The sequence below is a fragment of the Collimonas rhizosphaerae genome (assembly GCF_038896935.1).
GTDB classification, from domain to species: domain Bacteria; phylum Pseudomonadota; class Gammaproteobacteria; order Burkholderiales; family Burkholderiaceae_D; genus Collimonas; species Collimonas rhizosphaerae.
In genome coordinates this window covers 1-26163 of the sequence record NZ_JBANDC010000028.1, presented here as the reverse complement: position 1 = coordinate 26163, position 26163 = coordinate 1, and the positions used below count along the sequence as shown (strand labels likewise).

Annotated in this window: 32 protein-coding genes; 3 read left to right on the top strand and 29 right to left on the bottom strand. The window is 58.2% G+C overall.

The genetic code is table 11. The features are described from left to right. Positions 1–17: 17 nt before the first annotated feature. From V8G57_RS24935 to V8G57_RS24810, 26 genes are all read right to left on the bottom strand, one after another. Positions 18–1244 (bottom strand): contractile injection system protein, VgrG/Pvc8 family, encoded by a 1227-nt coding sequence (locus V8G57_RS24935; RefSeq protein WP_342831670.1) that lies wholly within the window; start codon positions 1242–1244, stop codon positions 18–20. After that, complete coding sequence (locus tag V8G57_RS24930; protein WP_342831669.1) at positions 1244–1738, bottom strand: phage tail protein; 495 nt, start codon at positions 1736–1738, stop codon at positions 1244–1246. The genes V8G57_RS24935 and V8G57_RS24930 overlap by 1 nt, the downstream gene beginning before the upstream one ends. 15 nt (positions 1739–1753) lie before the next feature. After that, on the bottom strand, positions 1754–4474 hold the full coding sequence (locus tag V8G57_RS24925) for a phage tail tape measure protein (protein WP_342831668.1): 2721 nt from the start codon (positions 4472–4474) through the stop codon (positions 1754–1756). 10 nt (positions 4475–4484) lie between these two features. Continuing rightward, entirely contained in the window at positions 4485–4601 is a 117-nt protein-coding gene (locus V8G57_RS24920) for a GpE family phage tail protein (RefSeq protein ID WP_342831667.1), read from the bottom strand. 8 nt (positions 4602–4609) lie between these two features. Continuing rightward, positions 4610–4945, bottom strand: coding sequence for a phage tail assembly protein (locus tag V8G57_RS24915; RefSeq protein WP_342831666.1), 336 nt, complete (start codon positions 4943–4945; stop codon positions 4610–4612). Between the two features lie 78 nt (positions 4946–5023). Next, on the bottom strand, positions 5024–5533 hold the full coding sequence (locus V8G57_RS24910) for a phage major tail tube protein (protein WP_342831665.1): 510 nt from the start codon (positions 5531–5533) through the stop codon (positions 5024–5026). A gap of 32 nt (positions 5534–5565) precedes the next feature. Continuing rightward, positions 5566–6741, bottom strand: a complete 1176-nt coding sequence (locus V8G57_RS24905) for a phage tail sheath protein (RefSeq protein ID WP_342831664.1) — start codon at positions 6739–6741, stop codon at positions 5566–5568. Positions 6742–6768: 27 nt separating this feature from the next. Then, positions 6769–7344 carry a tail fiber assembly protein gene (locus tag V8G57_RS24900; RefSeq protein WP_342831663.1) on the bottom strand — a complete coding sequence of 192 codons (576 nt, stop codon included), beginning with the start codon at positions 7342–7344 and terminating at the stop codon, positions 6769–6771. Between the two features lie 12 nt (positions 7345–7356). Beyond that, positions 7357–8802 (bottom strand): phage tail protein, encoded by a 1446-nt coding sequence (locus tag V8G57_RS24895; protein ID WP_342831662.1) that lies wholly within the window; start codon positions 8800–8802, stop codon positions 7357–7359. Positions 8803–8808: 6 nt separating this feature from the next. Further along, a complete protein-coding gene (locus V8G57_RS24890) occupies positions 8809–9366 on the bottom strand; it encodes a phage tail protein I (protein ID WP_342831660.1) in 558 nt (185 codons plus the stop codon). Further along, complete coding sequence (locus V8G57_RS24885; RefSeq protein ID WP_342831658.1) at positions 9363–10253, bottom strand: baseplate assembly protein; 891 nt, start codon at positions 10251–10253, stop codon at positions 9363–9365. Before V8G57_RS24885 ends, V8G57_RS24890 begins: the two co-directional genes overlap by 4 nt. Then, on the bottom strand, positions 10250–10585 hold the full coding sequence (locus tag V8G57_RS24880) for a GPW/gp25 family protein (RefSeq protein WP_342831685.1): 336 nt from the start codon (positions 10583–10585) through the stop codon (positions 10250–10252). Before V8G57_RS24880 ends, V8G57_RS24885 begins: the two co-directional genes overlap by 4 nt. Next, a complete protein-coding gene (locus V8G57_RS24875) occupies positions 10585–11247 on the bottom strand; it encodes a phage baseplate assembly protein V (RefSeq protein ID WP_342831656.1) in 663 nt (220 codons plus the stop codon). Before V8G57_RS24875 ends, V8G57_RS24880 begins: the two co-directional genes overlap by 1 nt. Positions 11248–11403: 156 nt before the next feature. Continuing rightward, positions 11404–12879, bottom strand: a complete 1476-nt coding sequence (locus tag V8G57_RS24870) for an SEFIR domain-containing protein (protein ID WP_342831655.1) — start codon at positions 12877–12879, stop codon at positions 11404–11406. 67 nt (positions 12880–12946) lie between these two features. After that, positions 12947–13423 (bottom strand): phage virion morphogenesis protein, encoded by a 477-nt coding sequence (locus V8G57_RS24865; protein WP_342831654.1) that lies wholly within the window; start codon positions 13421–13423, stop codon positions 12947–12949. Beyond that, on the bottom strand, positions 13420–13908 hold the full coding sequence (locus tag V8G57_RS24860) for a phage tail protein (RefSeq protein WP_342831653.1): 489 nt from the start codon (positions 13906–13908) through the stop codon (positions 13420–13422). Before V8G57_RS24860 ends, V8G57_RS24865 begins: the two co-directional genes overlap by 4 nt. Further along, positions 13886–14110, bottom strand: coding sequence for an Rz1-like lysis system protein LysC (gene lysC / locus V8G57_RS24855; RefSeq protein WP_342831652.1), 225 nt, complete (start codon positions 14108–14110; stop codon positions 13886–13888). Before lysC ends, V8G57_RS24860 begins: the two co-directional genes overlap by 23 nt. Then, a complete protein-coding gene (lysB, locus tag V8G57_RS24850) occupies positions 14004–14426 on the bottom strand; it encodes an Rz-like lysis system protein LysB (protein WP_342831650.1) in 423 nt (140 codons plus the stop codon). Before lysB ends, lysC begins: the two co-directional genes overlap by 107 nt. Further along, positions 14417–14872: a D-Ala-D-Ala carboxypeptidase family metallohydrolase gene (locus V8G57_RS24845; protein ID WP_342831648.1), complete on the bottom strand. Its 456-nt coding sequence runs from the start codon at positions 14870–14872 to the stop codon at positions 14417–14419. The genes lysB and V8G57_RS24845 overlap by 10 nt, the downstream gene beginning before the upstream one ends. Continuing rightward, positions 14869–15138, bottom strand: a complete 270-nt coding sequence (locus V8G57_RS24840) for a phage holin family protein (protein ID WP_342831646.1) — start codon at positions 15136–15138, stop codon at positions 14869–14871. The genes V8G57_RS24845 and V8G57_RS24840 overlap by 4 nt, the downstream gene beginning before the upstream one ends. Then, complete coding sequence (locus V8G57_RS24835) at positions 15131–15487, bottom strand: putative holin (RefSeq protein ID WP_342831645.1); 357 nt, start codon at positions 15485–15487, stop codon at positions 15131–15133. Before V8G57_RS24835 ends, V8G57_RS24840 begins: the two co-directional genes overlap by 8 nt. Before the next feature lie 14 nt (positions 15488–15501). Then, a complete protein-coding gene (locus V8G57_RS24830) occupies positions 15502–15711 on the bottom strand; it encodes a tail protein X (protein WP_342831644.1) in 210 nt (69 codons plus the stop codon). Next, positions 15711–16202, bottom strand: a complete 492-nt coding sequence (locus tag V8G57_RS24825) for a head completion/stabilization protein (protein WP_342831643.1) — start codon at positions 16200–16202, stop codon at positions 15711–15713. The genes V8G57_RS24830 and V8G57_RS24825 overlap by 1 nt, the downstream gene beginning before the upstream one ends. 96 nt (positions 16203–16298) lie before the next feature. Next, complete coding sequence (gene gpM / locus V8G57_RS24820) at positions 16299–17015, bottom strand: phage terminase small subunit (protein ID WP_342831642.1); 717 nt, start codon at positions 17013–17015, stop codon at positions 16299–16301. Position 17016: 1 nt separating this feature from the next. After that, positions 17017–18021, bottom strand: a complete 1005-nt coding sequence (locus tag V8G57_RS24815) for a phage major capsid protein, P2 family (RefSeq protein WP_342831641.1) — start codon at positions 18019–18021, stop codon at positions 17017–17019. Positions 18022–18081: 60 nt separating this feature from the next. Next, positions 18082–18963, bottom strand: coding sequence for a GPO family capsid scaffolding protein (locus tag V8G57_RS24810; protein WP_342831640.1), 882 nt, complete (start codon positions 18961–18963; stop codon positions 18082–18084). 118 nt (positions 18964–19081) lie between these two features. Between V8G57_RS24810 and V8G57_RS24805 the strand changes: the two genes are divergently transcribed. The 3 genes from V8G57_RS24805 to V8G57_RS24795 are packed head-to-tail and all read left to right on the top strand — an operon-like array spanning position 19082 to position 22154. Next, positions 19082–20869, top strand: coding sequence for a terminase ATPase subunit family protein (locus V8G57_RS24805; protein ID WP_342831639.1), 1788 nt, complete (start codon positions 19082–19084; stop codon positions 20867–20869). Further along, the gene (locus tag V8G57_RS24800) at positions 20866–21939 is read left to right on the top strand and encodes a phage portal protein (RefSeq protein ID WP_342831638.1); all 1074 of its coding nucleotides are present in this window, start codon (positions 20866–20868) and stop codon (positions 21937–21939) included. The genes V8G57_RS24805 and V8G57_RS24800 overlap by 4 nt, the downstream gene beginning before the upstream one ends. Beyond that, positions 21936–22154, top strand: a complete 219-nt coding sequence (locus V8G57_RS24795) for a hypothetical protein (protein ID WP_342831636.1) — start codon at positions 21936–21938, stop codon at positions 22152–22154. The genes V8G57_RS24800 and V8G57_RS24795 overlap by 4 nt, the downstream gene beginning before the upstream one ends. Before the next feature lie 87 nt (positions 22155–22241). On the opposite strand, the gene V8G57_RS24790 is transcribed toward V8G57_RS24795, so the two are convergent. From V8G57_RS24790 to V8G57_RS24780, 3 genes are all read right to left on the bottom strand, one after another. Further along, on the bottom strand, positions 22242–22781 hold the full coding sequence (locus tag V8G57_RS24790) for a hypothetical protein (RefSeq protein WP_342831635.1): 540 nt from the start codon (positions 22779–22781) through the stop codon (positions 22242–22244). Then, positions 22778–24421 carry a LysM peptidoglycan-binding domain-containing protein gene (locus tag V8G57_RS24785; protein WP_342831634.1) on the bottom strand — a complete coding sequence of 548 codons (1644 nt, stop codon included), beginning with the start codon at positions 24419–24421 and terminating at the stop codon, positions 22778–22780. Before V8G57_RS24785 ends, V8G57_RS24790 begins: the two co-directional genes overlap by 4 nt. Next, a partial coding sequence (locus tag V8G57_RS24780) for a DUF2345 domain-containing protein (RefSeq protein ID WP_342831633.1) occupies positions 24418–26163 on the bottom strand: 1746 nt, incomplete at its 5' end. The genes V8G57_RS24785 and V8G57_RS24780, both read right to left, overlap by 4 nt.

The following is a 26163-nucleotide window of genomic DNA, read 5'->3' as shown; positions in this document are numbered from 1 at the left end:
CAGGTCACGTATCGGCGCTACTGACCATCGCTGTTTTCCTTGATGATGTCGCGCCGCTCTTGAATTTTTTCCCATTCAAGTTTAGCGGCGCGCGTGGCAGTCTGCCTACTCGTATAAACGTGTTTCAACGCCTTGACGCTGGATTTTGATCCGGCCAGTGCTTCCCCCTGTTTTTTTGTGACCTTGTTGCGCCATGGTGCTGTGACACCCGTAACCCCCGGATCCGGGTCGACCTCGTCTTCACGTTCGACTTCGGCTTCCTCGGTGCGTGTTTCGCATTCGATCTCTGAAGTAAATCCGGCATCGCTGATATTGTGCGTGACCTTCGCCGCCAACCAGTCCTGGCTATCAATCTCAGTTTTAAAGCCCGCCACATTCACGGGCAACTGCGGCATCAACGCCGGATCGCCCACCGCTAGCGACAATTCAAACGTCGCCAAGCCGCGCTGGATACGCTGCCATTCCGCGACGGCCGCGGTGCGCGCATCGTCCTCACTGGCGTAGGTTGTGCGCAACCGCTTGCTGTTACCGGGCGCACCGGCGACGACACTGCGGCGCATGCCGTGCCTGTCGTCGTGCCAGAATGCGCGCACGCCGCTGTAGCTATCGCGCTCGGCACTATGGTAACGGTGCCGGTCGCCCAGTTGGCGGGTGATCTGGATCCTCGGTAAATCACGGCCGGAAGCGGTCTTACTACGGCCTGCCGGCATGAACAGCAAGGTGTCGTTCTTCACCGTTGCGGCAGCATCGTATTTCTTGCCCAACCGGCGCAGGAAAGCCGCGTCGCTCTCCCTGGTCTGGTCCAAATGTCTGACGGGCACGTTGCGCAGCGCCTCGGCAATGCCGGCTTCCAATTCCTGCTGAAACGCGATCACCTCGATCACCGCGCCCAGCGTGGTGTCATGGAAACTGCGCTCCTGAGGCTGCCGAAAGGTGTCGATCAGGCTGGCCGTGCGCGCCCGCAGCGTCAACACATCCGGCGCGCCGCTGTGTTCGACTTCATCGACAGTGAACACGCCCTTATCGACCAGGCCGGCGTCGGCCCAGCCGATCTGCACATTGATCCTGGCGCCCTTGGGCGGCAAAGCTAACTGGCCGTCAGCATCCGACAAGGTCAGGCGCAATTCATCGGCATTGTCGCCGCGGCACTCGGTCAAATTCAGATTGACCAGGCGCGGCGCAAATTTGGCGGTCAAATCCCGGCCGTCCAGGGTGATCTTAAACGCGGGAATCGGGTATTCCATCAGAATGCGCCTCGCACGTCGCCGGCAAAGTTGCTCACACTATTGCTGATGCCCTCCAGGCTCAGCATGTTCTTGATGCTGCCCAGGTCGCCCAGCGTGTTCAACAAGCCCAGCACGGATTCGTCGGTACGCTCCAGGGTGATCGTAAAATCGATCTTGCCGGCGTCGCCGTCCTGGCCCAGGACAGTACGCCCCTCGGTCATGCCGGTAATGACGAACGAACCGTAAATGCGCCCTGTGCCGGCAATCAGGATCCAGGACTTGCCTGTGTCGCCCATCAGGCGCAAGGCATCCAGCGAATAGACGCTGCCGGTCAGCTCCGGCGCGATCCAGCCGGACAGCGTGATCGTGTCGTCACCCTTCCCCGTGAACTGGCGCGCATTGCGGGCGCCGACCCGAGATGTGCTCGGGTGCTTCCAGTCGGTTTTACGCTGCAGCTCCTGATAAGCCAGGGTCGGCAAGCTAAACACAAACATGCCCAGGACCATCATCATGATCAGGTTTTCCTCTCAATTATCGTAGTCGGCCAGGCTGGAGCGGAGCCGCGCCGCCTTCTGTCTGTCGCGTTGTTCCAGCGCCTGTGCAACAGCGCGGGCAATCGCCTGCTCATCCATGCCAGGCATTGCCTGGACCGTGATCGTGATTGTGTCGCCCTGGATCACCATGCCGGCGCCAGGTGTGCGCGGCGCCAGCGGCGGCCGCGTGTCGAAAGCCAGCGCCGGCAAGGCGGCTGCACCGATGGCGATACCGGCGCCGAGCTGGGTCAGCCGCTTGGCAAGGCCGCCGACCTGGTCAAGGGGACTGTCCTGGCTGCGCTGCAGGCCAACCGCCAGGCCCTGCATCGTGAAGTCCCCGAGCTCGGCGAATACCCGGCTCGGGCTATGGATGCCAAGCTTTTCCTTGAACCAGCCGACGACACTGTCGCTGGCGCCGGCAATCGCCGTGCGGACCGTCCCCAGGGCGCCAGTGATCCCGTTTGCCAGGCCCTGCATGATGTTCAACCCAAAATCGCTAAACTTCGCCGGCAAATCGATGCCGAACCAGCGCAGCACGCCGGCAAACGCCTGGTAGAACAAGCCCAGAGGCGACCAGTTTAGAATCAGCGCTGTGACGCCGCCAATGCCGCCGGCGAAGGCCTGCTGCACATCGGCCCACAAACCGCCCGCAAACGCCTTGATGCTGGCCCAGGAGCTACTAAATGCATTGCCGACGGTATTCCACAGGTCCGTAAAAAAGCCTTTGATCGGCGTCCAATACTGGTAGATCAGGTAAGCGGCCAGGGCAATGGCGGTAATCACCAGCCCTATCGGATTCAACAGGAAAGCCCGACCGACAAACAGCAGGGCGCGGCCCAGCCATAGGAAGGCGGAAGCAGCGCCGCGCAGGATCGGCGTCAGCACGCCGCCGGCAATGCCCATCTTGGCGAACAGCACATGCAGCATGGCATAGGGGCCGATCAAGGCGGCCAGGCCGAGCATCAGCGGCCCCAACACCACCAGGATGGCCGCCAGGCTACCAAAACCCACAATCATGACCTTGGACAGGATGGGGTTGCGTTCCATGAACCCATTCAGGCTATCCAGGGCGCCGGTCACGGACTCGATGGCGCGGGAATACAGCGGTAGAATCTTCTCACCCATAGTCAGCTTTAAATCGGCCAGCTTCGCCAAGGTTTCCATTTCCTTGCCGGCAGCCTGTTCCCGCGCTAGCGGCTCCAGCTGGTCCACATCGTAGGCGCCCTCGTTCAACTTCCGATTCTTATGGATCTGGGCGCGCTGCAGGTACATGTTCGCCATCAGGTCGCCGGCCTTGCGGTTGGTGTACAGGCTGCCAATGGTGTCGAGCACCTGCGATTTCTTGGTAATGCCGTGTTTTGCCAGCTGCGGCAACAGTACCTGCTCCATCCACTCGAATTGGCTCTTTTTGAACAGATCCGCGCCCAGGAGCGCGCCGGGGTCCAGCTGGGCGCTCTGTCCGACCTTGTCGTGTTTTACTTTGGTGTGATCGCCGATCAGGCCCAGCTTGTCCAGGTTCATCGCGGCGCGCTTGCTGGTGCGGCCCTGGTACAGATTGTTATAGCTCGACATCAGACCGTTACCGACGCCGAAGCCGCCCAGCTCCTGTACCAGCGGTTCCAGTTCGTAGTAAAAGGACTTTTCGTCCATGCCCTTGGCGGCAATGCCGCCGGTTTTAATGAGGTTCAGCCACTCAGTCGGACCGACCCGGCCTCCGGTCGCAGAAATGACCTTCTGTACCATATTGGCCTGCTCGTTGAATTTCGCCGCGCTGGCGGTGCCGCCGCGTACCTCGATCACCTTCAACATGTCCATGAACTTGCGTTCGTTCTCGCCGCCGGCTTCCTCGCCGTAAAACGCCTTATTGGCAAACTTCATCTTCGCCAGCATCGGCGCGACCATCTGCGCATGCGGCAGATCGCCGAACACGGACATGCTGTCGCGCACCAGCTCCAGGTTCTCGGCGTGGCTGGTGCCGTAGGTCTTCATGCCGCGGGCATAGCGCTCAGCGTCGGCACTGACTTTGGGTCCCAGACCCAGCGCGGTAATACGCGCCTTCTCGGTCTGATAATGCTTTGCATCCTTCAACCCGCTGACCAGGGGCGCGCCAACCGCGCCGCCAGCGACAGTCGCACCGACACCGGCGGCAGCGACATTGCCGGCGGTGGAACGCAGCTTGTCCGCGTGCTGACGGGCCGCGCCGACCTTCTGCTGATGACCGGCAATCGCGGATAAGCGCTTTTGCTGTTCGGCCAGCTGGGCATTGGTGGCAGCGATGTCGCCGCGCAGGCTGCGCTCATGTCTGGATAATTTGTCGGTGCCGACGCCGGCGCCGGACAGGCGGTCCCGCAACACCTGCAATTGTTCACCCTGCTGCTGGCCGGCGCGTTTGAGCGCGCCGGCCGACTTCACGGCAGCGTTAAACTCACGGGTCATGGTCCGCGTCGGCTGAGCCGTTTGCTGCATCTTCTGCGCCAGGCCGGCGACGTGCTGCTGCACCTCGCGCAACTTTCTGGAACTGCTATCCAGGCCGGCATGCAGCTCGCGGAAGCGCCCCACATCCTTCTGCAGGGCATTTAACTCCTTCAGCCGGTCGCTATTGGCCTTGATGGCTTTGCCCAGGACGGACGACTCGCCGGTGATCTTCTTGAGCGGCGCGGTCAGTTTATCTAACGCCGCGAACACCACCTGTAACCGCAGTTGCTTGTCATTCATTGAATGCTTCCTAATCTTCCGCGCCGCTGCGCACCCTGGCGCGTTCACGCCAGGCCATCAAGTCCGATATCTCCAGTTCATCCATGGCCTGCGGCGGCCAGTGAAACACCGTCGCAATATCGGCCATGGGATCTTCTACGAATTCGGGTAGACCACCGGACGATCTGCTTTCTTCAGCAAAAAAACGGCCACCTCGGAACCCAGGGCCATCAGGTCGGCCAGATCCAGCTTTGCCACATCGTGCGGCGCCAAGGTCGGCAAGGTAATGCGCGGCAGGACGCGCTGCAGGGAAAGCACATCCAGATTGCTCAGATCCACCAACGAGACGCCGCGCAGCTCGCCCGCCGTGGGCTTGCGGATCTGCACGCTGGTGATCAGGGTGTCGCCACGGGTCAGCGGTTCTTCCAGGGTAATGGTCTTATAGACGCCGGAAGCGGCGCTGTCGGCGGCGATAGTTTCTTGCGTATTCATGGCAGCGTTTTTCATAAGAATTTAAAGTAAAGGTTTTACAAGTAAAAAAGAGAAAGGGGTTGGTGTTGCTGTTAGGGGTTACAGGCCAATAGCGCGCCGGATATCGGCGTTGCGGTCCTTGCCGTCAATCTTCTCGATGGCATTGATAAAATCGAATTCAAAGATAGGCCGGTTATCGATGGTCAGCTTGTAATAGCTGCAGGCGGTCGTGTATTTCTGGTTCGTGTCCTCCGCCGACTTGGCGTTGCCCATGTCGATCTCCTTGTGACGACCGCGCACGACGATCTCGACGGCCGACATGGCGCCGTCGTCGTCATTCTCATAAGCGCCGGCAAAGCGCAACTGCGTCGCATTGTGGCTGCGGGCGCCATACTGCAGCAGAGCTTCCAGGATGAGGCCGCCGGCAGTCCATTCCAGGGTGATGGCCTCGTTGCCCAGATCGACCGATACCGGGCCGCTCATGCCCCCGGCGCGGTACTCCTCCATCTTGCGGGAGAGTTTCGGTAACGTGATTTCCGTCACCTGGCCACGATAGGAATTACCACTATCGAACAAAATAAAATCTTTCAGTTTTTTAGGCATGCCCATGGTGTGGTCTGCTTTCTTGATAGGTGAAATGGTTAAGAGGCGGCAACAGCGGCGGCGAAGTCGGCCAGGTAGCGGTCGGTGATGCGCTGTTGGAACAGCAGGTTCTCCAGGGGAGGCACTGGCGTGTAGTCGTAATCGATGGCCAGCTTGCCGTCCTTCAGGTTCTCTTTGCTGTTGTATTCAGGATCGAACCAGGCGCTGCCGCCCAGCAGATAGCCGCCCCGGATCAGGTCGCGGAATTTGGCATTGATGCTCTCGATCAGGTCTTTCACTAAGGCCGGATGCATCGGCACATCAACATAGGCCATATGCGCTTCGGCGATGGTGTCGGCCACGACCTGGGCGGTGCGGGTGTAGTTTTCAAAGTAAAAATAGCCGCCGGCTTCGCAGGTACGCGAACCCCAAAAGCGAAAGCCGTTGCTGTTGATCAGAGTCGTGACTTCCTTGCTGTTCAGGTAACCGGCATCGGTGGCGGGATCCTGCAGATCCCAAAAAACGTCACTGGAAATACCGGTCGGGCCGTTGACCACCATATTGGAGAGCGTTTTATGCCAACCGATCTCTTCATCGATCTTGGCGCGCAGGCCCAGGGCGTAGGCGGTCGCCGCCATGCTGGCGTCGGCATTGGTCGCGGTATCCCAGTTCACGAAATCCGGCCAGATCACCATCAGTTCGCGCTGCCCGAAATCCTTGCGGTAGGTAGTCGCTTCTTCCTTGGTCAGACAACCATGCGCCGACACATACGCGAAGGCACGCAACTGCTGGCCGACGCTGGCGAGCGCATTGGCGACCGGCTTGGTGTCCAGGCCAGGCGCGCCCAGGATCCGCGGCTTCACGCCGAGCCGGGCCTGGGCCGCCAGCAGCGCCTTGATCCCGGTATATTTGCCGGCAGCCGAGGTGGTGCCGATGACATTGGACGTGGTTTCTGCTTCGTCCTTGCCTTCGGCTACGCGGACCACCACCGTAAACGGTTTAGTCTGGGCGCCGATGGCTTCCAGGACGCGACGCAACGTTCCCTTGACGCCGGCCTTGCCCTGGGCGGCGACGACATTGGTCAGCAGGACCGGCGTGTCGAGCGGGAAGACAGCCGGGTCGGCATCCTCGGCAGTGGCGATCAGGCCGATGACGGCAGTGCTGACGGTACGGATCGGGCGGGTGCCCTCGTTCTTTTCGATGACGCGCACGCCATGGTGGTAATCAGTAGGCATAGGGCTCCTGTAAATAGGGTGAGTAAATTAAAGAATTGGGGTATCAGGTGCGGCCGGCCAGGCGATGGCGTCGGGGAAACCGTCTTGCTCGATCACCCGCACCAGTGCGAGCTGATAGGCGGACCAGCGACGGAAATCATCAATTTCCGCATTGGACAGCAAGCCAGCTGCATAGGCATCCGCCTTGCCTGCGTTTTTTACGCGAGCCAATGTCATGCGGCCCTCAAACTCAGCCATCGCCGCCGCCCGTTGCCTATGGTTGACCACAGCGGGATCGATCTGCCAGCTATTCCCTTGCCAGGTGTGGTCATCCGAGGGACGCGGCGTCTCCGTTAAGCCGTGATCGGCAGGCGTCTGACCGGCGACCAGGATCTCGGCCGCCTCGCCGGTGTCCTGGCGGTACAGGATGCGACCACGATAGTCAGGCAGCAGAGTCCAGGCGCCGTCGACGTAAAACGGCCAGGTCAACGCGGTGCGCTCCGGCATCGTCTCGGCGGTGCTGAATGCCGGCATCAACCAGCGGTCGGGATTGCGTGGATCGGCATCGGCCAGACGGCTGCTGTGATATTGGCCGTTGTGATTGTCGTATTGATGAATCAGCATGTTTTTTGTTCCTTAAACTAAATAAGCGCGGATCATTGCCAGCATGGCGAGGTTACGCGGGCGAGCTTCGTTGCCGCCGTCGAGGTTGACCGTGATGGCATGGGTGTGATTGCCGGCGCCACCGATACCGATGTTGTGCGCGTGATTGCCGGCGCCTTCGGTGTCGAACGCATGGGAATGGCCGCCGGCGACGCTGGTAGCCATTGCGCCGCCGCTTTGCTGCACGCTATTGCCGCCGGAGGCACCCTGACCGTTACCTGGGGAACTGGCGACGGAGTGCGCGTGATCGCCCGCCCAGGTTGTACCACCATGATGGCCGTGCCAGCCCTGGGCATCGGTCCAGCCGCTGTGGATGTGATCGCCGACTGCCGCTGCGCTGGCAGTGTGACCATGGGTTCGGTTCTGACTATCTTGCCAAGTGCCGATACCGCGTGCGGCATCGACGCCGCGCCCATCGTCCCAGCAACGCAGCATTTCCCCGCGCAATTCAGGAATGCGGAAAGTGCTTGCACCGTCGCCGGTGGAGAAACACCCCCAGTTGCCATTCGCCCAAGTTGCCTCCGCAATGAGCGTGCCGCTTGCCTGGGCATAGGCCCAGAGGTCGGGATAATCGGCACGATTGACCAGCGCGCCGTTGAGTTTCAGGAAACCTGCGCGAGCGCTGGTGCGCGCCTCAAACACGATTTGTCCGATTACCGCCTGGGCAATAGCCTTTTGTACAAAGGCCGTATTGGCAATCTTGAGCGAGTTGTCGCCATTGGCCGGCGTCGGAGCGGTTGGCGTGCCGGTGAAAGCAGCGCTATCGAGTGGCGCGAACCGGGTCAGGCGCTGCGCCAGCTTCTTCGGCGTGATCGCGTGCTGGTCGTCCGTGCCGGCGTCCGCCTCCGCTTGAGTAGCGATGGACACCAAGCCGGTACGCGCCTCGGTGGCGATGCGTGCCGACAAGGTCGCCGGTGTGACGGCGCGTACAGCATCGGCCCCGGCTTGTGTTTCTCCAACCGTTGCCAGCTCGATCACGCCTTGGCGTTCCGTACTCGCCGGCGGGTTCGTAAAATTGGCATCGCCGAAGGTCAGCGAGGTCGCGGATATCGTCGTAAATACGGTATCGGCGGCCAGCAGCAGCATCGATTGCGTGGACTTTTGCAAGATAGGATCTGGCTGGCTGTAGACGCCCAGCAGCACGCCGTTGCTGAGCCAATAGCCGATGCCGCGCACCGTGTACGTGTCGCTGCCATCGTCGCGGATGGTGACGTGCATGGTATCGGGGGCCACCACCTCGCCGGAAATGGTGCGAATGCGCTTGATCTCACCAGGCAAGGTGGTCATGTCGGCATCGGCGGTAAAGACCGCTGCAGTAATGCCGATCTCGGCAATGGTGAGCGGCGCCGTGCCATTGTGTTCCGCATTGACCAGGGCGGCGCGGCCTGCCTTGGTGGTGATGATTTGGAGTCCGGGCATAGGTTATTAAATGGCTTCTGTCAGGTTCAAACGGGCATAGGTCACGGGGCGCACGGCGGTAACTACAGCAATGGCCGCTTGCGTATGCAGGCCCTGGGTAAACGTAAAGTGGCTACGGATAGACTTGGTGCGGTTGACCTCGGCGATCACATCATCCACAAATTCAGCCGTTGCGGACTGGCCGCCGGCGCCAGAGAGCGTCAGCACCAGCTCGAACGTGTACGGCTCGCCCATAGGTGTCATTTGCCACCACTCGCGCAGCAGGATGGCGCCGCCGAAAGTCGCCACTACGTCCTTGACCGCCTTGGCGGTGCCCTTCTGGCGATGGATCTTCATGGCATTGCGCACGCGAGCGCGCCGTACCTCTTCCGACCAGTAGGATTTCCAGCTGTCGACCGACCAATGCCAGGCCAGCCAGGGCAGCAGAGAGAGTTCGATGGTGTCCGGGTTGTGCAAGGTACGCAGCGGAACCGGCACAGCGGAGATCCGCGCCGTGGCCGCTTCCAGCGCCCGCTCCAGTGGCGTGGAATTGGGCGGCAATAGCGATTTCATCTTCTTGCTCATGCGTTACCCCAAATACCGGCATAGTCGATCTGCAGGTTGTCGCAGTAGTACGCCACCAGTTTCGATATCTCGGGATCTTCGGTCGGGGTCAGCAAGATGACGCGCTCGACGCCGGCAACATGCACTGCCGCGTCAATGCCGGAATGGGTAGGCACGCGGCCCAGCTGGTGCGCATCCTTGGCGTATTTCTGCATGCGCTTGTTTGCCTCTCCCAGAACCACGGTCGGATCCGGCCCCGTGAAACTGTAGAGCTTGGCGTGTACCTGGTAGCGGATGATCTGGGCGGCGCGGACCTGGACGTAATCGGTCAAGGGCCGTACGCCATCATCCAGCATGCGTGCGGCAACAATGTCCAGCAGCTCCTGCGATGGCGTACCATCCCCCTCATGCGACAGAACAGTGATCACCACATGCCCAGGCGAAGGGCTGGTGGCGGTGGCGTTGCGCACGCGGCCGTCGCTGCTTAAGGCATGGAAAACATAAGCGCCTTCCGGGCCGGCGACCGACATACCTTGCGGCGCCAACTGGATGCGCCGTCGGTAATCGTCGTCCTCTTCCATGACGGCAGCGATTCCCTTGTCGGGATCCGCCGGCCAGATCTGCAGGCGCGGCACGTCCATATTGGCGCCGATGTGATCCAGATCCGATTTCGTCGCGTACGCCAGCATGAGCGCACGGGCGGCTTCGTTGATGCGCTGGCGCAATTTCAATTCACGATAGGCATTCAGTTGCACCACCTTGATGGCGGGATCCGATTCCGTCAGTTCGTCCAGGTCAACGCCTTGCGCTTCCAGGTCGACCAGGTGTGCGGCCAGGATGGTCTCGTAGTCCAGCGGCTCGACGACATTCGGCGCCGGTAGTTGCGACAGGTCGATAGCTGCGCTCACAGGCTTGCCTCCGCCCCGACCGGCACTGCCAGTTGCACGCCCTGTTCATTGGTAGTTCCGTCCAGGATCAGCGTGGCTTGCCCATCCTGGCCGCGCTCCAGCTGTACCCCGGTCAAGGCAATACGATGCTCCCAGCGCAACACTGCGTAGGCCGTCGCAGCGTAGATGCGCAGGACTGTCGCGCCATTCAATGGCTGGTCGATCAGCTCCGGGACTTCGGAGCCGTATTCACGGCGCATGACGCGGCTGCCGATGGGCGTAGTGAGAATGTCGGCCAGGGACTGCTGGATGTGGGCCAGGCGGGACATGCTGCGGCCGGTACGGGCGCTCATCATTTCGGTGCCCCAGAGTCGTCATCACCTTTCTTCACGCCGCCGTGCGGGTGTTTTACCAGGCTGATGCCAGCGGCAATCATGTCCATCGTGGCCTGAATCACGCCTTGCACTATGGCCGCAGGACCGCCGCCGTCGCCAGCCTGGACGTTCATGCCGGCGTTCAACGCGGACATGCCGTTGACGGTCAGGTTCTGGTTGACGATCAGATTCTTTTGCACCAGCAGATTACCGGTGCATTCCGTGTCTTCAGCGTTGGAGGTGACTTTGCCAGGAGCGACAGTGACGCCCGTGCCGTCCGGCAGCGTCGCGCCCAAAGTGTGTGCCTGGTAGTCGTATTGGACGACCGCACCATCCGGGTAATGCGTGGTGTGAAGGGCGTGATTGTCGGACGGCGCTGGGAAGGCGTTGGAATAGATCGCCGGCACGATGACGCCCGCGGTCAGATCTCCGCCAGGTGACAACAGCACCACCTGTTCACCGACCGAAGGCGCCCACCAGCTGCGGGCGTCGCCTGCGCGCAATGCCGCCCAGCGCAACCAGGTCGTCGTCAGCTTGGGACTCAGGAGCACACGGGCGCGACCGTTAGCGACTTCGGCAATCGTGCCGAAGCGGATCATGTTGTGCAGCAGGCGGGTGAGTTCGAGCAGTTCGGCGTTCATGCTCTGCATGTTGCCGGGTTGCCGGTCGACGCGCATCAAACAGAGGGTTGATAAGCAGCTTATCAACCTCGCCGACATTTCGCATGCTACATGTGCATGAGAAAGTTCAGTTCAGACGCAGACACGTGGGGAGTGTCAGAGCCGCATTACGCTGATTTATCGTTCCGCCACAATGGTCTTAATGGCACTGTAATTCATCAAAGCCTGAAACGATATGCGGCCAAATGCACCATTGAAACGATATCCCGATAAACGATCAGCTTCATCAACGGCATCAAATTGACGTACCAATTCGGACAGATTTTCGACTCCAAGAATTTTACAAATTGCGGTCTCGAAACGAGGCTTGGCAACCCGGGAAAAAAGAGGAAATGATGCACCATGTCTTTGCATATAAACCAATGTTCGAGGAAACCATATCTCACCCCAAGCATCTGTTTTAACAATCGCCTTTCGCAAACACAGCAAGAAATCTGTTTGCATCAAATTGGCGAACGGAATCGCGCGAATATCAGCACGCTCCTTAAATAGATCAGCAGAGATACTTGTACGATTAGATCCAAGGCGCTGCTTTCGATGTACATCTATGCTATATAAGCTGTGGTCGAAAAATGTATACGACAGCCCTTCTGTCGACCTTTGAATCATATTCTGGAAATGATAATTTTCGCTTAAAAATCGAGCAGACGTATCGTAGAAATCGTTCTTAATCAAAATTGTATGCACGTACAAAAACAACTCCCAAGCAAGGAATCGATAGTTGTCAAAGGTAGCCTCTGTATAAGATCCAACCGATTCATCCGGCCCTGTTAAGGCTGCAAGTTGTTCAAAAAAATCGAAGATACGATCAAAGCTCGGATCATCATCATTACCGTGCACACATTTAAGCTCAATGAATTCAATAAATTGATCACGAAGTGGTTTCATCTTTGCGATTGAATCCACGATTGTTTCGTCAAACGTATCAGACGTGTCAGTTACATTGAAATCTGCGAGAGCTACGATGAGTGCATCAAGATATATTTTTTCTGCAGCCTTTACGTAGGGTTTAGCTTGAGAAATCCCGTCTTTCCAGTCCTGAAATTTCCCATTTGTCAGTAGCGGTTTATAGTCGTTTTCCAAAATGTAGGCAGGCGGACTTCCCAATTTTGGACGCTTGAATGCAGGCTTGTCATAGATAAGGCGCACTAGCTTTTCGAATTCGTTCTGAAAATTATCAGGACTAGATAGATCGACGTAAATTCGACTCGCAAGAAATGCCGGTAGGCATGGCCCATCTTCATCATGCTCAGCAATAACTGGGATGAATTTGGTCTGATCGGTCTTCCCATAAAGTTCAGGAGTCATTATTACTGACTCTGTTCCGACCCCACCTTTACGCAAATTAGCTTTTTTCTTGTAACCCTTGTCGCAGACAACCAAAACCTTTTCGATTTCGGTAGATCCCACCATCTGCTCCATAAAAACAAATTTGTCTTGTCCTGGCTTTAGATCGAATTTATCAAAAACGCAGTGAATCCCGCATTCGGCCAATTTTTCGACAAGCGACACAATCCATTCATCATGAGCGGCATCAGTCCAACTATAGGATATGAATACCTTTTTGTTGTTTGGTTCTACGCTCATGTTCATGACAATCCCATCATTCGCTTTGGAAAAATGATTCTAACGCCAAAGAAGTGGGAGTGAGGCGCCCGGTTCAAAATTCTCCAAAACTTCCCAAATGACGCAACAGAGAATCTCGAATCAGCGCTTGATCAGAAGCGCTAAAACCAAGCAAAGGCCGGGCCGGATAGCGATATTCCGGCCCTTTTTTTGCGACCTTGTCCGTCAATCCCTCCTGGTGCACGCGGGTGATCCGTGCCACGCGACCAAAGAACCCGACCGATAGCTGATTTTCGTCCTGGGTGGTTTTGAGGTATTTGGTCGTACGAACCTTGTTGAACATTGCCGCCTTTTGCCGTTTGATTCTGCCCTTCTTGCCGCGCAGATCCTTACGCTGCTTCCTGGCCGCATAGATCGCGCCGTCCGGCGCCTGCTGGCTGGCAATGCGTTGCGCCTGGCTACGCCGCAGCTCCTGGGCGATCTTGCGCGTGACCACCCGGCGCTGACCAGGCTGCAGCTTTGCCAGCAGAGCGCCGGCCCAGCTTTCTAGGGCGTGCAGGTCGTCGCTCATGTGGGAGTAGCCGGCGTCCGCCACTCGGCCAGCAACAGGCCGTCCGTATAGGCTTGCCAGAATTCATCGCTATATACCGGCGTGGGTCGCGGTTCGGCCAGGTGTCGCACGTCCAGCCGGCCGGCGCTGACTTCCTTGACCACAACGCGCTCCGTCAGCGCCAGCTTGATCGACAGATCAATGGTTTCGTGATTGTTGAAATCGACATTGAAACCGATGCCACTCTTGCGCAATTCCGCATTGTCCAGGAGATCGCGCTGGTGGATCTGAATCCAGGCCAGCAACGCCACCATGACGGCATCGGCTTCGCCGCTGTAATCGGTAATGATGATATCGAGCTTATACCGATACTCAAACGACAGGGAAGCCGTGCCGGTGGCCACCGTATTACCCTCATCGGCAAATATCAGCAGTTTGTCGGGATTGCGCGTCAGATCGGCAATCGCCGCCTTCAAATGCGCTCTAAGGCTTTTTGGCTTGTACATCGGCTTCCTGCTGACAAAAGTAGACCATATCTACCTCGGCGGCACAGACCGCCCACGCCGCCTCTGCCCGCTCCAGGGTCAGGTTCAATGCGCCGTTAGTCCTGGGGGCTGCTGCCGGCAGCTGGCAGCGCGTCACCGCTGGGCAGGCGTTCAGCGTAAGCTGCGGCGCCGGTGGCGGCGGGACGCTCCCGCAGCCGGGCAATAGCGTCAGGCAAAGGAGCATCAGCCCAGCTACGGATAGTCGCGTTTTCATGCTGAAGGTTGTCAATCAGGTTCTCCCGTTCGGTAAGGGTGGCGGCGATGCTGTTACGCTCGCCCTGCAGCTTGGCCGTAGCTTTTTTGTCCCGGTCTGCCGCGGCCTTCAGCGTCTTGATCGTGCCGTCCCGGTCGCGGGTCGCCTGCTCGGCGTCCTTGATCCGGCCTTGCGCCTCTTTCAGACCGTTGTACTGGACATAGATCACCAGGCCCAGTGCGCCGACGAACAAGGCCGATATCAGGCTTTTAACGATTACTTCCATAGGCCGATCCTTGTGCCGCGGCTGTCGATCGTTAGTACCTGGCGGCGCGGGGTTTTATTTTCAGCAGCAATGCCCAAGTGGACCCACACCGCGCCGCCGACCCGCTCAATAATCAGCTGATCGAATTGCAGAGTGGATGTATTCAACCTTTCGCAGATATCCATCGGAGTGCCGAAGGCCGGCGCTATAAAATCGCAGGCTAAACCATCCAGGTGCGCGCTGTTGCCAGCACCACCGACCGCCCGGTTCAGGGCCGGACAGCGATAGCCGCTGGAAATCACCATGGCCGCGCCGCCCAATTGTAGGCGCACCAGTTCGTTAAATTTGGCCAAACGCCGCAGGTTAGCGACAATGGCCGGCGCCGGGATGTTCACGATGCCCAGGATCCGGGCGGTGTCGCTGCGCGTGAATTCTTCCAATGTGAAATGCTCGGTAAGTGGTGTCATTGGATCCCCCTGACGATGTTGGCGACGTTACCCTGGGCGCGGTAGACCAAGAGGCACAAAGTAAAGGCAATGCCGGCCTGCCCGAAGGAGGGGTGACCAATGCCCAGCAGGATCTCCAGGGCGCAGGTGCCAGTAAAGACAATCAGCAGCCAGGCGACCAGCGATATATGGATCCGGTAGTTCGCCAGGCCGCGTCGATAGCACAGCAGCCGGATGCAGGTGCTGGCATAGGAAAGCAGCGCCAGCATGGTAAGCAATTTAGTCATTGCGGCCTCCCTTGCGGATCCACGCCGGCAGCTCGATAGTCTGGATCAGTTCGATGCCGTGCAGGGTCAGCGCAATGGCCGCGGCCGACGCCACAAAGGCAGCCACGCCCGATTGTTTCAGCGGCGTGTTGTTGATCACCTCGGGTGCGGCCAGGTAGCCAATAGCCAGCGAAATGACCATATAGGCCAGCCGCTGCAGGACCGGCAAATTCTTGCTGGAGATCGCCACCAGCGTGGCGCCGGCGAAGGCTCCGATCAGCGCATTGCCGTCGATGCCGGGAAACAGCGTCGTCAGCCCGACGCCGGCGGCGGCGGTGACAACAAGGGTGGTGGTGCTGGGTTCTGCCATAGATAAATCTCCAATCAGTCCCAAAGGTTGACGACCCGGGCGGTTTTAGTGGGGGTTGCAGTAGGTTCAGGCAGCTTTACAAGAAGGCCATGCGGCAGGACCGGCCCGTAGTCAGCCAGGCCGGGGTTCATTTCCAGCGCCGCTTCGACCACATCGGCAGTCGCGCCCAGGTGACGCCAGCACAGCAGATCGAGCGTGTCGTGCTGTTGGGCGCGCACTAGCATCAGATCAGCTCGACGGTCAGGTGCGTGCGGCCGATAATGTCGGCAATGGCCCAATGGGCGTTACGCCGCTGCTCGCCTGGGGCGTTATCGAGCGCTTCCATCATCTTCTTGTCGGACATGGACGAAGCAGTGCTGTCGTAATCACGGTAGCGCTCGATCAGATCCGCCTTTGCCGTGCAGTAGACAGCGCGTCGGTAGTGGGCAATGAGAATACTCTCGCGGTCTATGCGGTCCGCCGGCACTGCCGCAAGCGTCGTGTAGCCGGTAGCGACCTGCCGCAGCTTCCAGTCGCGCAACTCGTGATTGACGTGCAGGATGGCGGCAATGACCGCTTGCCGCAGCCGCACATCGGTGACAGTGCCGTCCAGGCGCATGGCGTCGCGCATCTGGGATAAGTGGATGTCGACATAGAAGCCATCGTTTTCCACCAGGGAGGAAACCGGCGGCTCTGTCTGGGAAGGTGTCGACGGTTCAACAGCAAGAAAGCTCATAAGGTTTTTCTTAAAAAACGGCGGTGGGCGGGCGTCATACCTTCATGCCAGGCATCGGTAATCGACCCGCGCCGCCGTGCGCCAGGGGGTGCTCGTTTAACCTTGTTCCGCTTTCTTCAAGCGGCGTTCAAGGATCTCAATATCTTTCTTGACGCCCACGCCTTGAAACAGCTCCAGGGCACGGGTCAGACTGCCATGTGCCGCCTGGGCGTATAGCAACGACTGGTCGACCAGGTCGCGTTTATCGTCGCCGTCATCAGCCAGCACCAGCAACGCATACCCGAGCGCTTTGTGCAGCTTGGCCCGGGCCTGGTCCGGCGCGTCGCTACCCTCGGTCAACTCACCGATCTGGGCAAGAATGTTGGCCGCCAGCGCCGGATCCTCGGCCAGCTTCCCGTGCAGGAACGCCTCAGAGAACTCATCCAGCAGCATCGTCGGGATATCGCGGTTGTACTGGTCCGGCAAAGTCATCTTGTGCGTCACCGCATAACGCGCCATCTGCACGGCCCGCTCGTAGTCGCCGGCGTCGATGGACCAGACCAGGATGGTGGTCAGCACATCGTCCTGGCCGCCCTTCCCCTTTGCTAACACGCCATCGATCCAGGCGTGATAGTTCGGCAACAGCTGGGCCTTCAATACCACCTTGCTTTTGATCGACTGGATATTTTTCAGGCGACGCCGGTCCTCAAGCAGCTGGTATAGCTGCAGCTCATACTGCGACCCGGTGGTCGGGCCGCCGGGGTCGGCGCTGGCCGCGGCCTGCTCGGCCAGCACCCGGGCTTTGTGGCGCTGGGCAGGAGACAATTCACGCATCTCAGGCCACCAGCTCGATGTTTTCGATAAAAGCGCCCAGGCCAAAGTCTTCGACCACATACGCATCGTTGGATGACTCGTAGTTTTCGATACGGTCGCGCTTGGCCTCATCAACTACCCGGCGCCGGCGGCTGCCTTCTTGCCAGTAAATGGAGAGGTTGTCGAAACGGGTGATCAAGATGGCGTGTTCCGGGAAATACGGGACGGTCGCCGCCTGCAGGGCGCCTATTCTCTTCTGGCTGATGACGATGTCGGCCGCCAGCGTCTCGGTCGGCGCCTGCTTAGTGTTCACCAGGGGGAAATACTTGTCGTGCAACAGGCCCCGGCCGACAATGGCCACTAAACCGCTATCCTGCTGATACCAGGGATCCAGCAAAGTAAGGGCGTCATACACTGCGGCGTCCAGGTTGGCGTAATCGCCGCCGGCGCCGACCACCACCTTACCCGGCGTTTTACCCTCATGCATCACGCGCTGGGGCGCCTGTTCCCGATAATGCTGCAACCAGCCCTTGTTGACATCCTGCAGCATCGGATTTTTGACGAGGTCCGTGTCGGCGGCAACGCTGCTGCCGTGGAAACCGATCACCATGCGGTCCAGCGCCTGGCGCTGAAGGATGACGTTGGCAATGCGCTGCTGGAAATCGGGGAATTTCGCCCAGGCGTCGAGCTTGGCATAGCCGACATGGGTGTCGAAGTTGGTTTTTTCGCAGCGGTAGCGGTGATTGTCCAGGTTCGTCAGGTCGCGGGTCTTGCGGTCGGCCTTGTCGGTATTGGTGCGGCCGGCAATCGGGCCGGAAATGCCCAGGCCCAGCTTCTCGCCTTCCAGCTCGGTCACGCCGATGATATTGATTTTACTCAGGAATTCGCTGGACTCCTGCATGCGGGTTTCCAGTTTCTGCTGGATGCTAGGATCCACGCTAAACGTCTCGGCGGCGCTGCCGGCGCCATTTAATTGCGCCAGGCGTTGCGCATATTGGTTATAGGCGAGTCGGGTATTTTTTTTCATGCGGTCATGCTCCTGTCGGGTATGGGGTCAAAGTGGGAATCTGGCGGCCGGCGGCAGCGCTTAGAATTCGGCTTGCAGTGCGCCATCGCCGCCGGTTGCTGCCGGCCGCTGTGTCGCGTTGGCGTCGGTGCTGTCGATCTGTTGCTTGAAGGCGGCAAAAGCGTCGTTGGATTCCTTCAGCGCTGTTTCCAGCGTCTCGATGCGCGTCACTGCAGCGGCATACTGCTCGGCGTTCTCGCCCACATGCGCGGCCAGCGTCGAGACGGCCTCGGTAATGTCGGCGAACTGCATCTGGTCGGCACTGGTTTTACTGGTAAAGCGTTTTAAGATGGCTTTGACGGCGTCGGACAATTTGATTCCTTCAGGTTCGGTAATGGGGTCTTCTTCGAATTCCAGCGCGGTTTCCACCGCTGCCGTAAACAAGTTGCCGGGATCTTGCTTGCGGCTGGTAAAAGGGTTGCTGTCGGGGTGCTGCGCGGCGAATGACAGCACTTCGGTGCCAAGGCTGGCGGGACTGTCGGTCACAGCCAAGCCGACCAGGTAAGCCTGATCCGTATCGGCAAATTTCGGATTGATCTCGATGCTGGTATAAATTTTCTGGCGGGCCTTGTTCATCGCCACCAGCTCGGGTGTCGGCGAGATCTGCGCAAACAGGGCCAGCTTCTTGGTGCCGCCGATGGTCACCTCTTCCGCTTTCACGGCGGTGACATCACCGTAGGCTTTAAATTCGCCGTTCGACCAGGTGCTGCGCAGGTGTTCCATCCAGATCCGTGCACCGTACAGGTCTGGGTCAAAGTTAGCCGCCATCTGTTGAATGAAGGCGCGGTCAATCACGCGGCCATCGGTGGTGGCGCCTTCGACGGCGACCCGGAAGAATTTCGATTTTTTGGTTGCCGCAGGCGTATTTTTCGACATGGTGGTCTCGACAAAGTGTGGGGACAAGATTCAAGACTCCATAGTCGACCTTGACGCTTGCTGACTCAATGATCAGAGGGTTGATAAGGCGCATATCAACCCTCTGCTTTCCCCGCTACACGCGCGCGACGCATACGCTTGCGGCATGTCTGAACTGATCGCCGAACGACCTGCCGAAATAGAACCCGAAGTGGATCCGCGCCGCATTGCCAAACACCTGTATTGGCAAGGCTGGCGTGTGACTTCCATCGCCAAGCACCTGCAGCAGGCGAGAACAACCATTGAAAGCTGGAAGACCCGCGACGAATGGGACAAGGCGACGCCGCTGGAAAAGATCGAAGCGACGCTGGAATCGCGCCTGGTGCAACTGATCTGCAAGGACGTCAAGACCGGCGGCGATTTCAAGGAAATCGACCTGTTGATGCGCCAAGTGGTGCAGACCGCCCGCGTGCGCCGCTATGAGGCGCCGGGCGGTAATGAGGTCGACCTCAATCCGAAGCTGGCGAACCGCAACGCCGAACCCAAGAAGAAACCGACCAGGAACGATTTCAGCGAAGAACAAAAAGACAAGCTGCTGCAGGCGTTCAGGGATTCCCTGTTCGACTACCAAAAGGTATGGCATCGCAACGGCGACCAGAGAACGCGGGTCATTCTGAAATCGCGCCAGATCGGCGCAACCTGGTACTTTGCGCGGGAGGCACTGGCCGACGCCATGCAGACCGGCCGCAATCAGATCTTCCTGTCGGCGTCCAAGGCGCAAGCGCACGTCTTTAAGCAGTACATCATCCAGTTCGCCAAGGAGGCCGCCGGCATCGAGCTGGCCGGCGATCCGATTGTGCTGCCCAATGGCGCCCACCTGTATTTCCTCGGGACCAATGCGCGAACCGCCCAGGGCTACCACGGCAATTTCTACTTTGACGAATTTTTCTGGACCCATAACTTCCAGGAGCTGAACAAGGTCGCGTCCGGCATGGCGCTGCACAAGCAATGGCGCAAGACCTATTTCTCGACGCCCTCCTCGATCACGCACCAGGCGTATCCCTTCTGGACCGGCGAACTGTTCAACAAGCGCCGGGCCAAGGCTGACCAGGTCGACATCGATGTCAGCCATTTGCGGCTGTCCAGCGGCTTTACGGGTGAGGACAAGATGTGGCGCCAGATCGTCACGATCCTCGACGCCGAGCGCGGCGGCTGCAATCTGTTCGACATCGATGAGCTGCGCAATTTCGAATACAGCCCCGACCAGTTCGAAAACCTGCTGATGTGCAATTTCATCGACGACACGCAATCCGTGTTCCCGTTGATGGCCCTGCAGCGCTGCATGATCGATTCCTGGGTCAGCTGGGACGACTATAAGCCGTTTGCCAGCCGTCCGTTCGGCGACCGGCCGGTCTGGATCGGCTACGACCCCTCACTAACTGGCGACAGCGCCGGCTGCGTGGTGATCGCGCCGCCCCTGGTGGCCGGCGGCAAATTCCGGATCCTTGAGCGCTTCCAGTGGCGCGGCATCGACTTCGAAGCCCAGGCCAAGGCCATCAAGGAGATGACGACCCGCTACAACGTCTCCTATATCGGCATCGACACGACGGGCATGGGGATCGGCGTGTATCCCCTGGTCAGGCAGTTTTTTCCGGGGGTAACGGCGATCAACTATTCGCCAGAAGTCAAAACCCGGATGGTGCTCAAAGCGCAAAACATCGTCAGTAAGGCGCGGCTGGAATTCGACGCCGGCTGGACCGACATTGCACAGTCTTTCATGACGATCCGCAAAACCCTCACCACCAGCGGGCGGCAAGTGACCTATGACGCCGGCCGCACCGATGAAACCGGCCACGCCGACCTGGCATGGGCCTGCATGCATGCGCTCGACCACGAACCATTCGAGGGCGCCAACGAGAACACACAATCCTTTATGGAGATTTACACATCATGAGCAACAAGCAGCAACGGCGCGCCGCGCAACGTGCCGCGACATACACGGCGGCGCCGGCAGTACCGGCGGCGGTTCCAAGCGCCGGCGGCAGCATAGAGGCGTTCACCTTCGGAGATCCAACGCCGGTACTCGATCAGAGCGAGGTGCTGGATTGTTTCGAGTGCTGGTTGAATGGCAAGTGGTACGAGCCGCCCGTCAGCCTGGCCGGCCTGGCGAAATCGTTTCACGCCAGCGTCCATCACAGCAGCGCTATTTATTTTAAAACCAACATCCTGGCCTCGACCTTCATCCCGAACAAATACCTGTCACGGGATGCGTTTAAACGCTTTGCCCTGGACTTCCTCACCTTCGGTAATGGCTATCTGGAAAAACGGGGCACGCGCAGCGGCCTGGCCTTGCAGCTAAAACACGGACTGGCGAAATACATGCGGCGCGGCCGGGATCTGGAGTCCTACTTCTTTGTGGCCGGATGGCAGCAGGAATATGCCTTCGAGAAAGGGACCGTTTTCCATTTGATGGACCCGGATCTGAACCAGGAGGTGTACGGCGTGCCGCAATACCTGAGCGCGCTGCAGTCAGCGTGGCTCAATGAGGCAGCCACTCTGTTCCGACGCAAGTATTACAAGAACGGCTCGCACGCCGGCTTCGTGTTCTATATGACCGACGCCGCGGCCAATATCACGGATGTCGACAACCTGCGCCAGGCTATGCGCGACAGCAAGGGACCGGGCAACTTCCGCAACCTGTTCATGTACGCGCCAAACGGTAAAAAAGATGGCATCCAGATCCTGCCGGTGTCGGACGTTGCCGCCAAAGATGAATTTTTCAATATCAAGGGAGTTACTCGCGACGACGTGCTGGCCGCCCATCGCGTGCCGCCCCAGCTCATGGGGATCATGCCGAACAATACCGGGGGCTTCGGTGCAATTGAACCAGCCGCACGGGTATTCGCCCGCAACGAGCTGGTGCCGCTGCAATCGCAATTCATGACGCTCAACGACTGGTTAGGTATTGAGGTCGTGAAATTTAACGAATATGAATTACTGACAGGGGAAGGAAACAAGCCATGAGCGACATCGCGGACCGCGCCGGCTGGCGCATTGAAAAAGACATACAGAACGCGAGAGCGTACGTGAGAAAACAAGCGATTTTGGAAAGCGACGGTCGCTGCCACTTTTGTGACGAACTGATCGCGCACGCGCTGCAGTTTTGCAATGTGGATTGCCGAGATGACTACGAAAAACAACAAGCGGCATTACAACGTGCTGGTCGTCGCGTGGATTAAGTGTGGTGGTCGCGATCTGATCTGACAATCCCCGGTTGAGCCGTCGACCACCTGAGCGGTGGCCTTAGTTCTCGACTTGTAACGGCTTCAATAGGCAAATGGGCCCTCTACTTTTTTGCCCTTCGTGTACAAATACACAGTTCCATATTTCATTTCGATAAAAGTTTTATCTTTCCCCCATCTTGTATTTTTAAGTTCGTCTGCCCAATGGCCATCTTTGCCAAAGCTCTCGGAAATATAAGGTTCTTTTCCAGTTAAGTCTAAAACCCTGTAAAAAACTGGATTTTGGGAGCGCCCGACCAAAATGAGACGCGAAACTGACTGGTGTTTATATTTCCTGCCATGTGCTTGAACTTCCACCCAAGGAGATTTTTTGTCGGGCTGCGTATCGGCAATTGAATAATCTATTGTTGTATCAAAATCGTCTTTCTCAGAATTCCCTTGGAGAAGAAGTTTTCCATCTAATAAAACACTGCCGTCGTCGGTGAGTTGAATTAACCCAAATTTTGAGGATTCTTCCTGCTTGATAGGATGACTCTTTACAAAATCAAGCTTGTCCGGCTCGGCAGATACTATCTGCGATAAAGAAAAAACAAGAAGAAAAATAATAGCTTTAGTTAGTTTCATGCTGTTGCCCTGATTGCAATTGTAGTATCCAATAATGTCCTGACCGTCGGAGCATCGTCAGCCTTGCACATATATTTAGTGGTGCTGATTCTGTCGTTGATAAAATCATCAAGCCATGCTCTGTGCGCTGCCAAGTAATCGTTTTTATTCTTCTCCGCTCTTTTTGCCGCGCCGTCCGCGCCTACCTGCGCCTTCAGTAGATATTCAGCGTGCTCCGCCGTCATGGTGTTATTGATGAACGCCTTGACATCTCCAGGCCCCAAATGATGCGCCAGATAGGCAATTTTCGCTTTTTCTCCATCATTGAGAGTGTCGAGCTTGAAATTATTTTTCTTCAACATTGCCAGGTTCTGCATGGCATAGTCTACCGCCGTATGAATTGCATATTCGGCTTCAAATCGCAAATCTAGGATTTTTTGCAAATTACCATCGCTGGCCTTAGCCCTTCCCGTTAAATACGGTTTCGATGATAGTTGCGCAGCTATGCTGTGTTTGCCGGGAGTGACGAAGGATCCATTTTCGAGCTTGAACGCTGGGACCTCTTTGGTCTCCTCGCTTTTCTTATGCTTTATGGTGATAGTGGTGGTCGTCAGCCATCCTTCTTTTTTAGCGCGCGCATTCAAAAATGTGCCATCCGTCATGGTCATTTCGATCCACGTGGCATCCAGGAATTGCGTCATGCCACGAGCGGATGATCTTGGTGACGCCGAATTGGGGTCCCAAACCCCAGTGTTCTTAGGAATGCGTTTGATAACAGGTTTTCCCTTTTTATCAAGAGCAGGTTTCCCCGTCTTTTTATTGAATACCGGTACTTCTTCTATCGTAATAATAGTCGCCGCTTCGGCATTCATGATGGCAGCAATAGCCTGCGGAATCATTCCAGCTCGATTCGCCGCAGCGACAATGTAGTCGCGATAGGTGAAGTTTTGCATCAACCTCAAATTCAGCTTGTTCGGGCATTCCAGCGAAACCTCTTGCACAGGATGGCCCGCCGCTGAGCGGGTGTCGGTGACGGTGCCTGGTGGTGTGGTCGTTTTTGGCTTTGACGCTGAACTGTCGGCTGCGGCGGCCGGGGGCGCCGAAACGGTCGCTGCCGGAGACACCGGTGCCGGTGCAGCAGGCGGCGGTGCTGCGGGAGCCGGGGGCTTTCCTTCATGGGTGCGCAGTTGCGACTGCACGGCCAGCTTAGGGCTATGCAATCGCACATAGGTATTGTCGCCCCTGGGGCTGACCGTAGCGATGTGCTTGGATTTCCCAGTGACAGTCTCGACCTCGACCTTTACGGCACTGGACTCGCTCTTTACCTCTACGGGCGGTACTTCACCTTTGCTGTCAGTGACATGCTCAGCAGTTTCTCCATCCAAATGCAGCTTCACCTTCAGGTCTTTGATCGGCTGATTGAGCACGTCCACAAACTGCATGAACAAAGTGCGTTCCTGGGGCGCTTGCTCCTGTTTTTCTGGCGCAGGATTGTGCTCCGGAACTGGGACGAGCGCCGGCACCTGCAGGTGTTGCCCGACGTGAATCAAATTGATGTTGGATAAATCATTTAACTCCGCAATGACCTGCGGCGTAGAGTTGTGTAGCTTGGCGATTTTCGTGAGCGTGTCGCCTCGGCGAACGGTATAGCTGGTGGTCATGCTGTATCCTCATTGGGGTCCAAAGCTTCTTGGTCGTGCCAATCTGCCGTTTCTAATTGCTGCGGGTCATCTTCAAGGCTGGTATGCACTGTCCAGTCACCACTGCCCAACAGAGCCTGATACACCGTCGGCGTATCTTCGTCCTTATGCCGATCATTTCTCCCGTCGCCCCCGGTATTGGCCACAATCGCAGCGCCGGTTGCTCCGAATTCGCGCGCGACCACATCGACACTCTGACCAGGTGTGCTGTCCACGGCGCTGATAGCCTTCCAACGCAAGCTGTAGGGCGGCCCGCCTATCGTGGGATCAGGGATCACGAAGGGCAAGTTCTTCGGCCCCGGCAAGCTGTGTGAGGCCGCGTGGGCCACATAAGCGCCGTTCGTTCCATGCTCGATGCCGCCGGCATTGTATTTGACGTAGCTACCGCCGCCGTTGATCAACACTTCTTCCTTGGCCGTGATCGTGATGCGGTTTGCCGTATGCGTGATATTCAGCTTGGCCAGCAGGTTGATACTATCTTTCAAAGCCTTGACGTCGACGTCGCCTGCAGCGGCAACCATCTTCATCCCCGCTTTCTGCACAAACAAGCGGAAAGTTTTGCCAATACTGGCAAACAGACTGTCGCCGCTGACGATCGACAGGCTCTTGCCGGTGGTAATGGCGGCATGGTCCCCGCTTGCGATATGGGTACTGCCGCTGGTGGTGGTCTCGATACCGGCAGGGCTGGCCAGTACCAGGTGCGGTTCCGCCAGTTCCGGGAAACTGCCGTCACTGCTGGCGCCGCTGCCCTTGATCGCATCATTTTGCGCCTTGAGAATCTTGGTGATATCGGCTTGCTGCCCTTGCTTTTCCTGTGCCCCCGCCTGCTGCGCCATCTCTGCCAGCGTCTCATGCTGGTCGCGTGCGGAAGTCAGGCGCTGCACCGTCTCGCCCATGTCTTTCATGTGCGACGCTGCATTGCCACGGCCTTCGGTGGTGATCAGCATGCCCTTGGCCGAACGCGCCACACCGTGGCCGTCGGTGCGCAGCTCCCAGCCCTCGCCCCGCGCATCCTTGCGGCCGGCGTTGTCCTCAATGCGAGTGATATGTCCCAGGCTCAGCTGGCTGTGCTGATGGTCGCTCTTGAGCTGCGCCTGGATCTTGGCGTTGGTGTCGTCCAGGATCAAGTGATTGCTGCGGCCGCCGGCAGCGTTGCCTCCGTTGGGCGTTAGCTCTCGGCTACGCAAACCCATCAGCGCCTGTTGCGTTGCCAGTTTCCACGGCGGCATATTGCGCTGGTTATAGACAGCGCCAGTCACCAGCGGACGATCCGGATTACCGTCCAGCCACATCACAATCACTTCGGCCCCAACCCGGGGAATCGCTTTGGCGCCGAGCTGGCCGCCGGCCCACGAACTGGCGACGCGCACCCAGGCCGAACTCTTTTCATTGTTGTTGCCGATGCGGTCCCAATGGAACTGCACGCGGATTCTGCCGTATTCGTCGGTATGGATGCTGTCCGGTCCAGATGGGCCGACTACCGTGGCGGTTTGCGGCCCCAGGATTTTTGTGGCGGCACTATTGAAACCGCGACCTGGCCGCCATGGAATCGCTTTGCGGATGCAGGTCAAGTGATTGTCGTAGTTTGCTTTTTCGTCGGCCTGTTGCAAGTAATTATTGATGGCCACATGATGCACCGACAGGATCAGGAACTCGCTCTTGCCGGCCTCTTCTTTGCTGCCGAAGGGATTGAAGGCAAAGTG

What these genes read in the sequence shown, in the direction of transcription:
- V8G57_RS24935 (WP_342831670.1), bottom strand. Translation starts at nt 1,244, where the DNA reads ATGGAATACCCGATTCCCGCGTTTAAGATCACCCTGGACGGCCGGGAT.
- V8G57_RS24930 (WP_342831669.1), bottom strand. Translation starts at nt 1,738, where the DNA reads ATGATGATGGTCCTGGGCATGTTTGTGTTTAGCTTGCCGACCCTGGCT.
- V8G57_RS24925 (WP_342831668.1), bottom strand. Translation starts at nt 4,474, where the DNA reads ATGAATGACAAGCAACTGCGGTTACAGGTGGTGTTCGCGGCGTTAGAT.
- V8G57_RS24920 (WP_342831667.1), bottom strand. Translation starts at nt 4,601, where the DNA reads ATGGCCGATATTGCGACGGTGTTTCACTGGCCGCCGCAGGCCATGGAT.
- V8G57_RS24915 (WP_342831666.1), bottom strand. Translation starts at nt 4,945, where the DNA reads ATGAATACGCAAGAAACTATCGCCGCCGACAGCGCCGCTTCCGGCGTC.
- V8G57_RS24910 (WP_342831665.1), bottom strand. Translation starts at nt 5,533, where the DNA reads ATGGGCATGCCTAAAAAACTGAAAGATTTTATTTTGTTCGATAGTGGT.
- V8G57_RS24905 (WP_342831664.1), bottom strand. Translation starts at nt 6,741, where the DNA reads ATGCCTACTGATTACCACCATGGCGTGCGCGTCATCGAAAAGAACGAG.
- V8G57_RS24900 (WP_342831663.1), bottom strand. Translation starts at nt 7,344, where the DNA reads ATGCTGATTCATCAATACGACAATCACAACGGCCAATATCACAGCAGC.
- V8G57_RS24895 (WP_342831662.1), bottom strand. Translation starts at nt 8,802, where the DNA reads ATGCCCGGACTCCAAATCATCACCACCAAGGCAGGCCGCGCCGCCCTG.
- V8G57_RS24890 (WP_342831660.1), bottom strand. Translation starts at nt 9,366, where the DNA reads ATGAGCAAGAAGATGAAATCGCTATTGCCGCCCAATTCCACGCCACTG.
- V8G57_RS24880 (WP_342831685.1), bottom strand. Translation starts at nt 10,585, where the DNA reads ATGAGCGCCCGTACCGGCCGCAGCATGTCCCGCCTGGCCCACATCCAG.
- V8G57_RS24875 (WP_342831656.1), bottom strand. Translation starts at nt 11,247, where the DNA reads ATGAACGCCGAACTGCTCGAACTCACCCGCCTGCTGCACAACATGATC.
- V8G57_RS24870 (WP_342831655.1), bottom strand. Translation starts at nt 12,879, where the DNA reads ATGAACATGAGCGTAGAACCAAACAACAAAAAGGTATTCATATCCTAT.
- V8G57_RS24865 (WP_342831654.1), bottom strand. Translation starts at nt 13,423, where the DNA reads ATGAGCGACGACCTGCACGCCCTAGAAAGCTGGGCCGGCGCTCTGCTG.
- V8G57_RS24860 (WP_342831653.1), bottom strand. Translation starts at nt 13,908, where the DNA reads ATGTACAAGCCAAAAAGCCTTAGAGCGCATTTGAAGGCGGCGATTGCC.
- lysB (WP_342831650.1), bottom strand. Translation starts at nt 14,426, where the DNA reads ATGGAAGTAATCGTTAAAAGCCTGATATCGGCCTTGTTCGTCGGCGCA.
- V8G57_RS24845 (WP_342831648.1), bottom strand. Translation starts at nt 14,872, where the DNA reads ATGACACCACTTACCGAGCATTTCACATTGGAAGAATTCACGCGCAGC.
- V8G57_RS24840 (WP_342831646.1), bottom strand. Translation starts at nt 15,138, where the DNA reads ATGACTAAATTGCTTACCATGCTGGCGCTGCTTTCCTATGCCAGCACC.
- V8G57_RS24835 (WP_342831645.1), bottom strand. Translation starts at nt 15,487, where the DNA reads ATGGCAGAACCCAGCACCACCACCCTTGTTGTCACCGCCGCCGCCGGC.
- V8G57_RS24830 (WP_342831644.1), bottom strand. Translation starts at nt 15,711, where the DNA reads ATGCTAGTGCGCGCCCAACAGCACGACACGCTCGATCTGCTGTGCTGG.
- V8G57_RS24825 (WP_342831643.1), bottom strand. Translation starts at nt 16,202, where the DNA reads ATGAGCTTTCTTGCTGTTGAACCGTCGACACCTTCCCAGACAGAGCCG.
- gpM (WP_342831642.1), bottom strand. Translation starts at nt 17,015, where the DNA reads ATGCGTGAATTGTCTCCTGCCCAGCGCCACAAAGCCCGGGTGCTGGCC.
- V8G57_RS24815 (WP_342831641.1), bottom strand. Translation starts at nt 18,021, where the DNA reads ATGAAAAAAAATACCCGACTCGCCTATAACCAATATGCGCAACGCCTG.
- V8G57_RS24805 (WP_342831639.1), top strand. Translation starts at nt 19,082, where the DNA reads ATGTCTGAACTGATCGCCGAACGACCTGCCGAAATAGAACCCGAAGTG.
- V8G57_RS24800 (WP_342831638.1), top strand. Translation starts at nt 20,866, where the DNA reads ATGAGCAACAAGCAGCAACGGCGCGCCGCGCAACGTGCCGCGACATAC.
- V8G57_RS24795 (WP_342831636.1), top strand. Translation starts at nt 21,936, where the DNA reads ATGAGCGACATCGCGGACCGCGCCGGCTGGCGCATTGAAAAAGACATA.
- V8G57_RS24790 (WP_342831635.1), bottom strand. Translation starts at nt 22,781, where the DNA reads ATGAAACTAACTAAAGCTATTATTTTTCTTCTTGTTTTTTCTTTATCG.
- V8G57_RS24785 (WP_342831634.1), bottom strand. Translation starts at nt 24,421, where the DNA reads ATGACCACCAGCTATACCGTTCGCCGAGGCGACACGCTCACGAAAATC.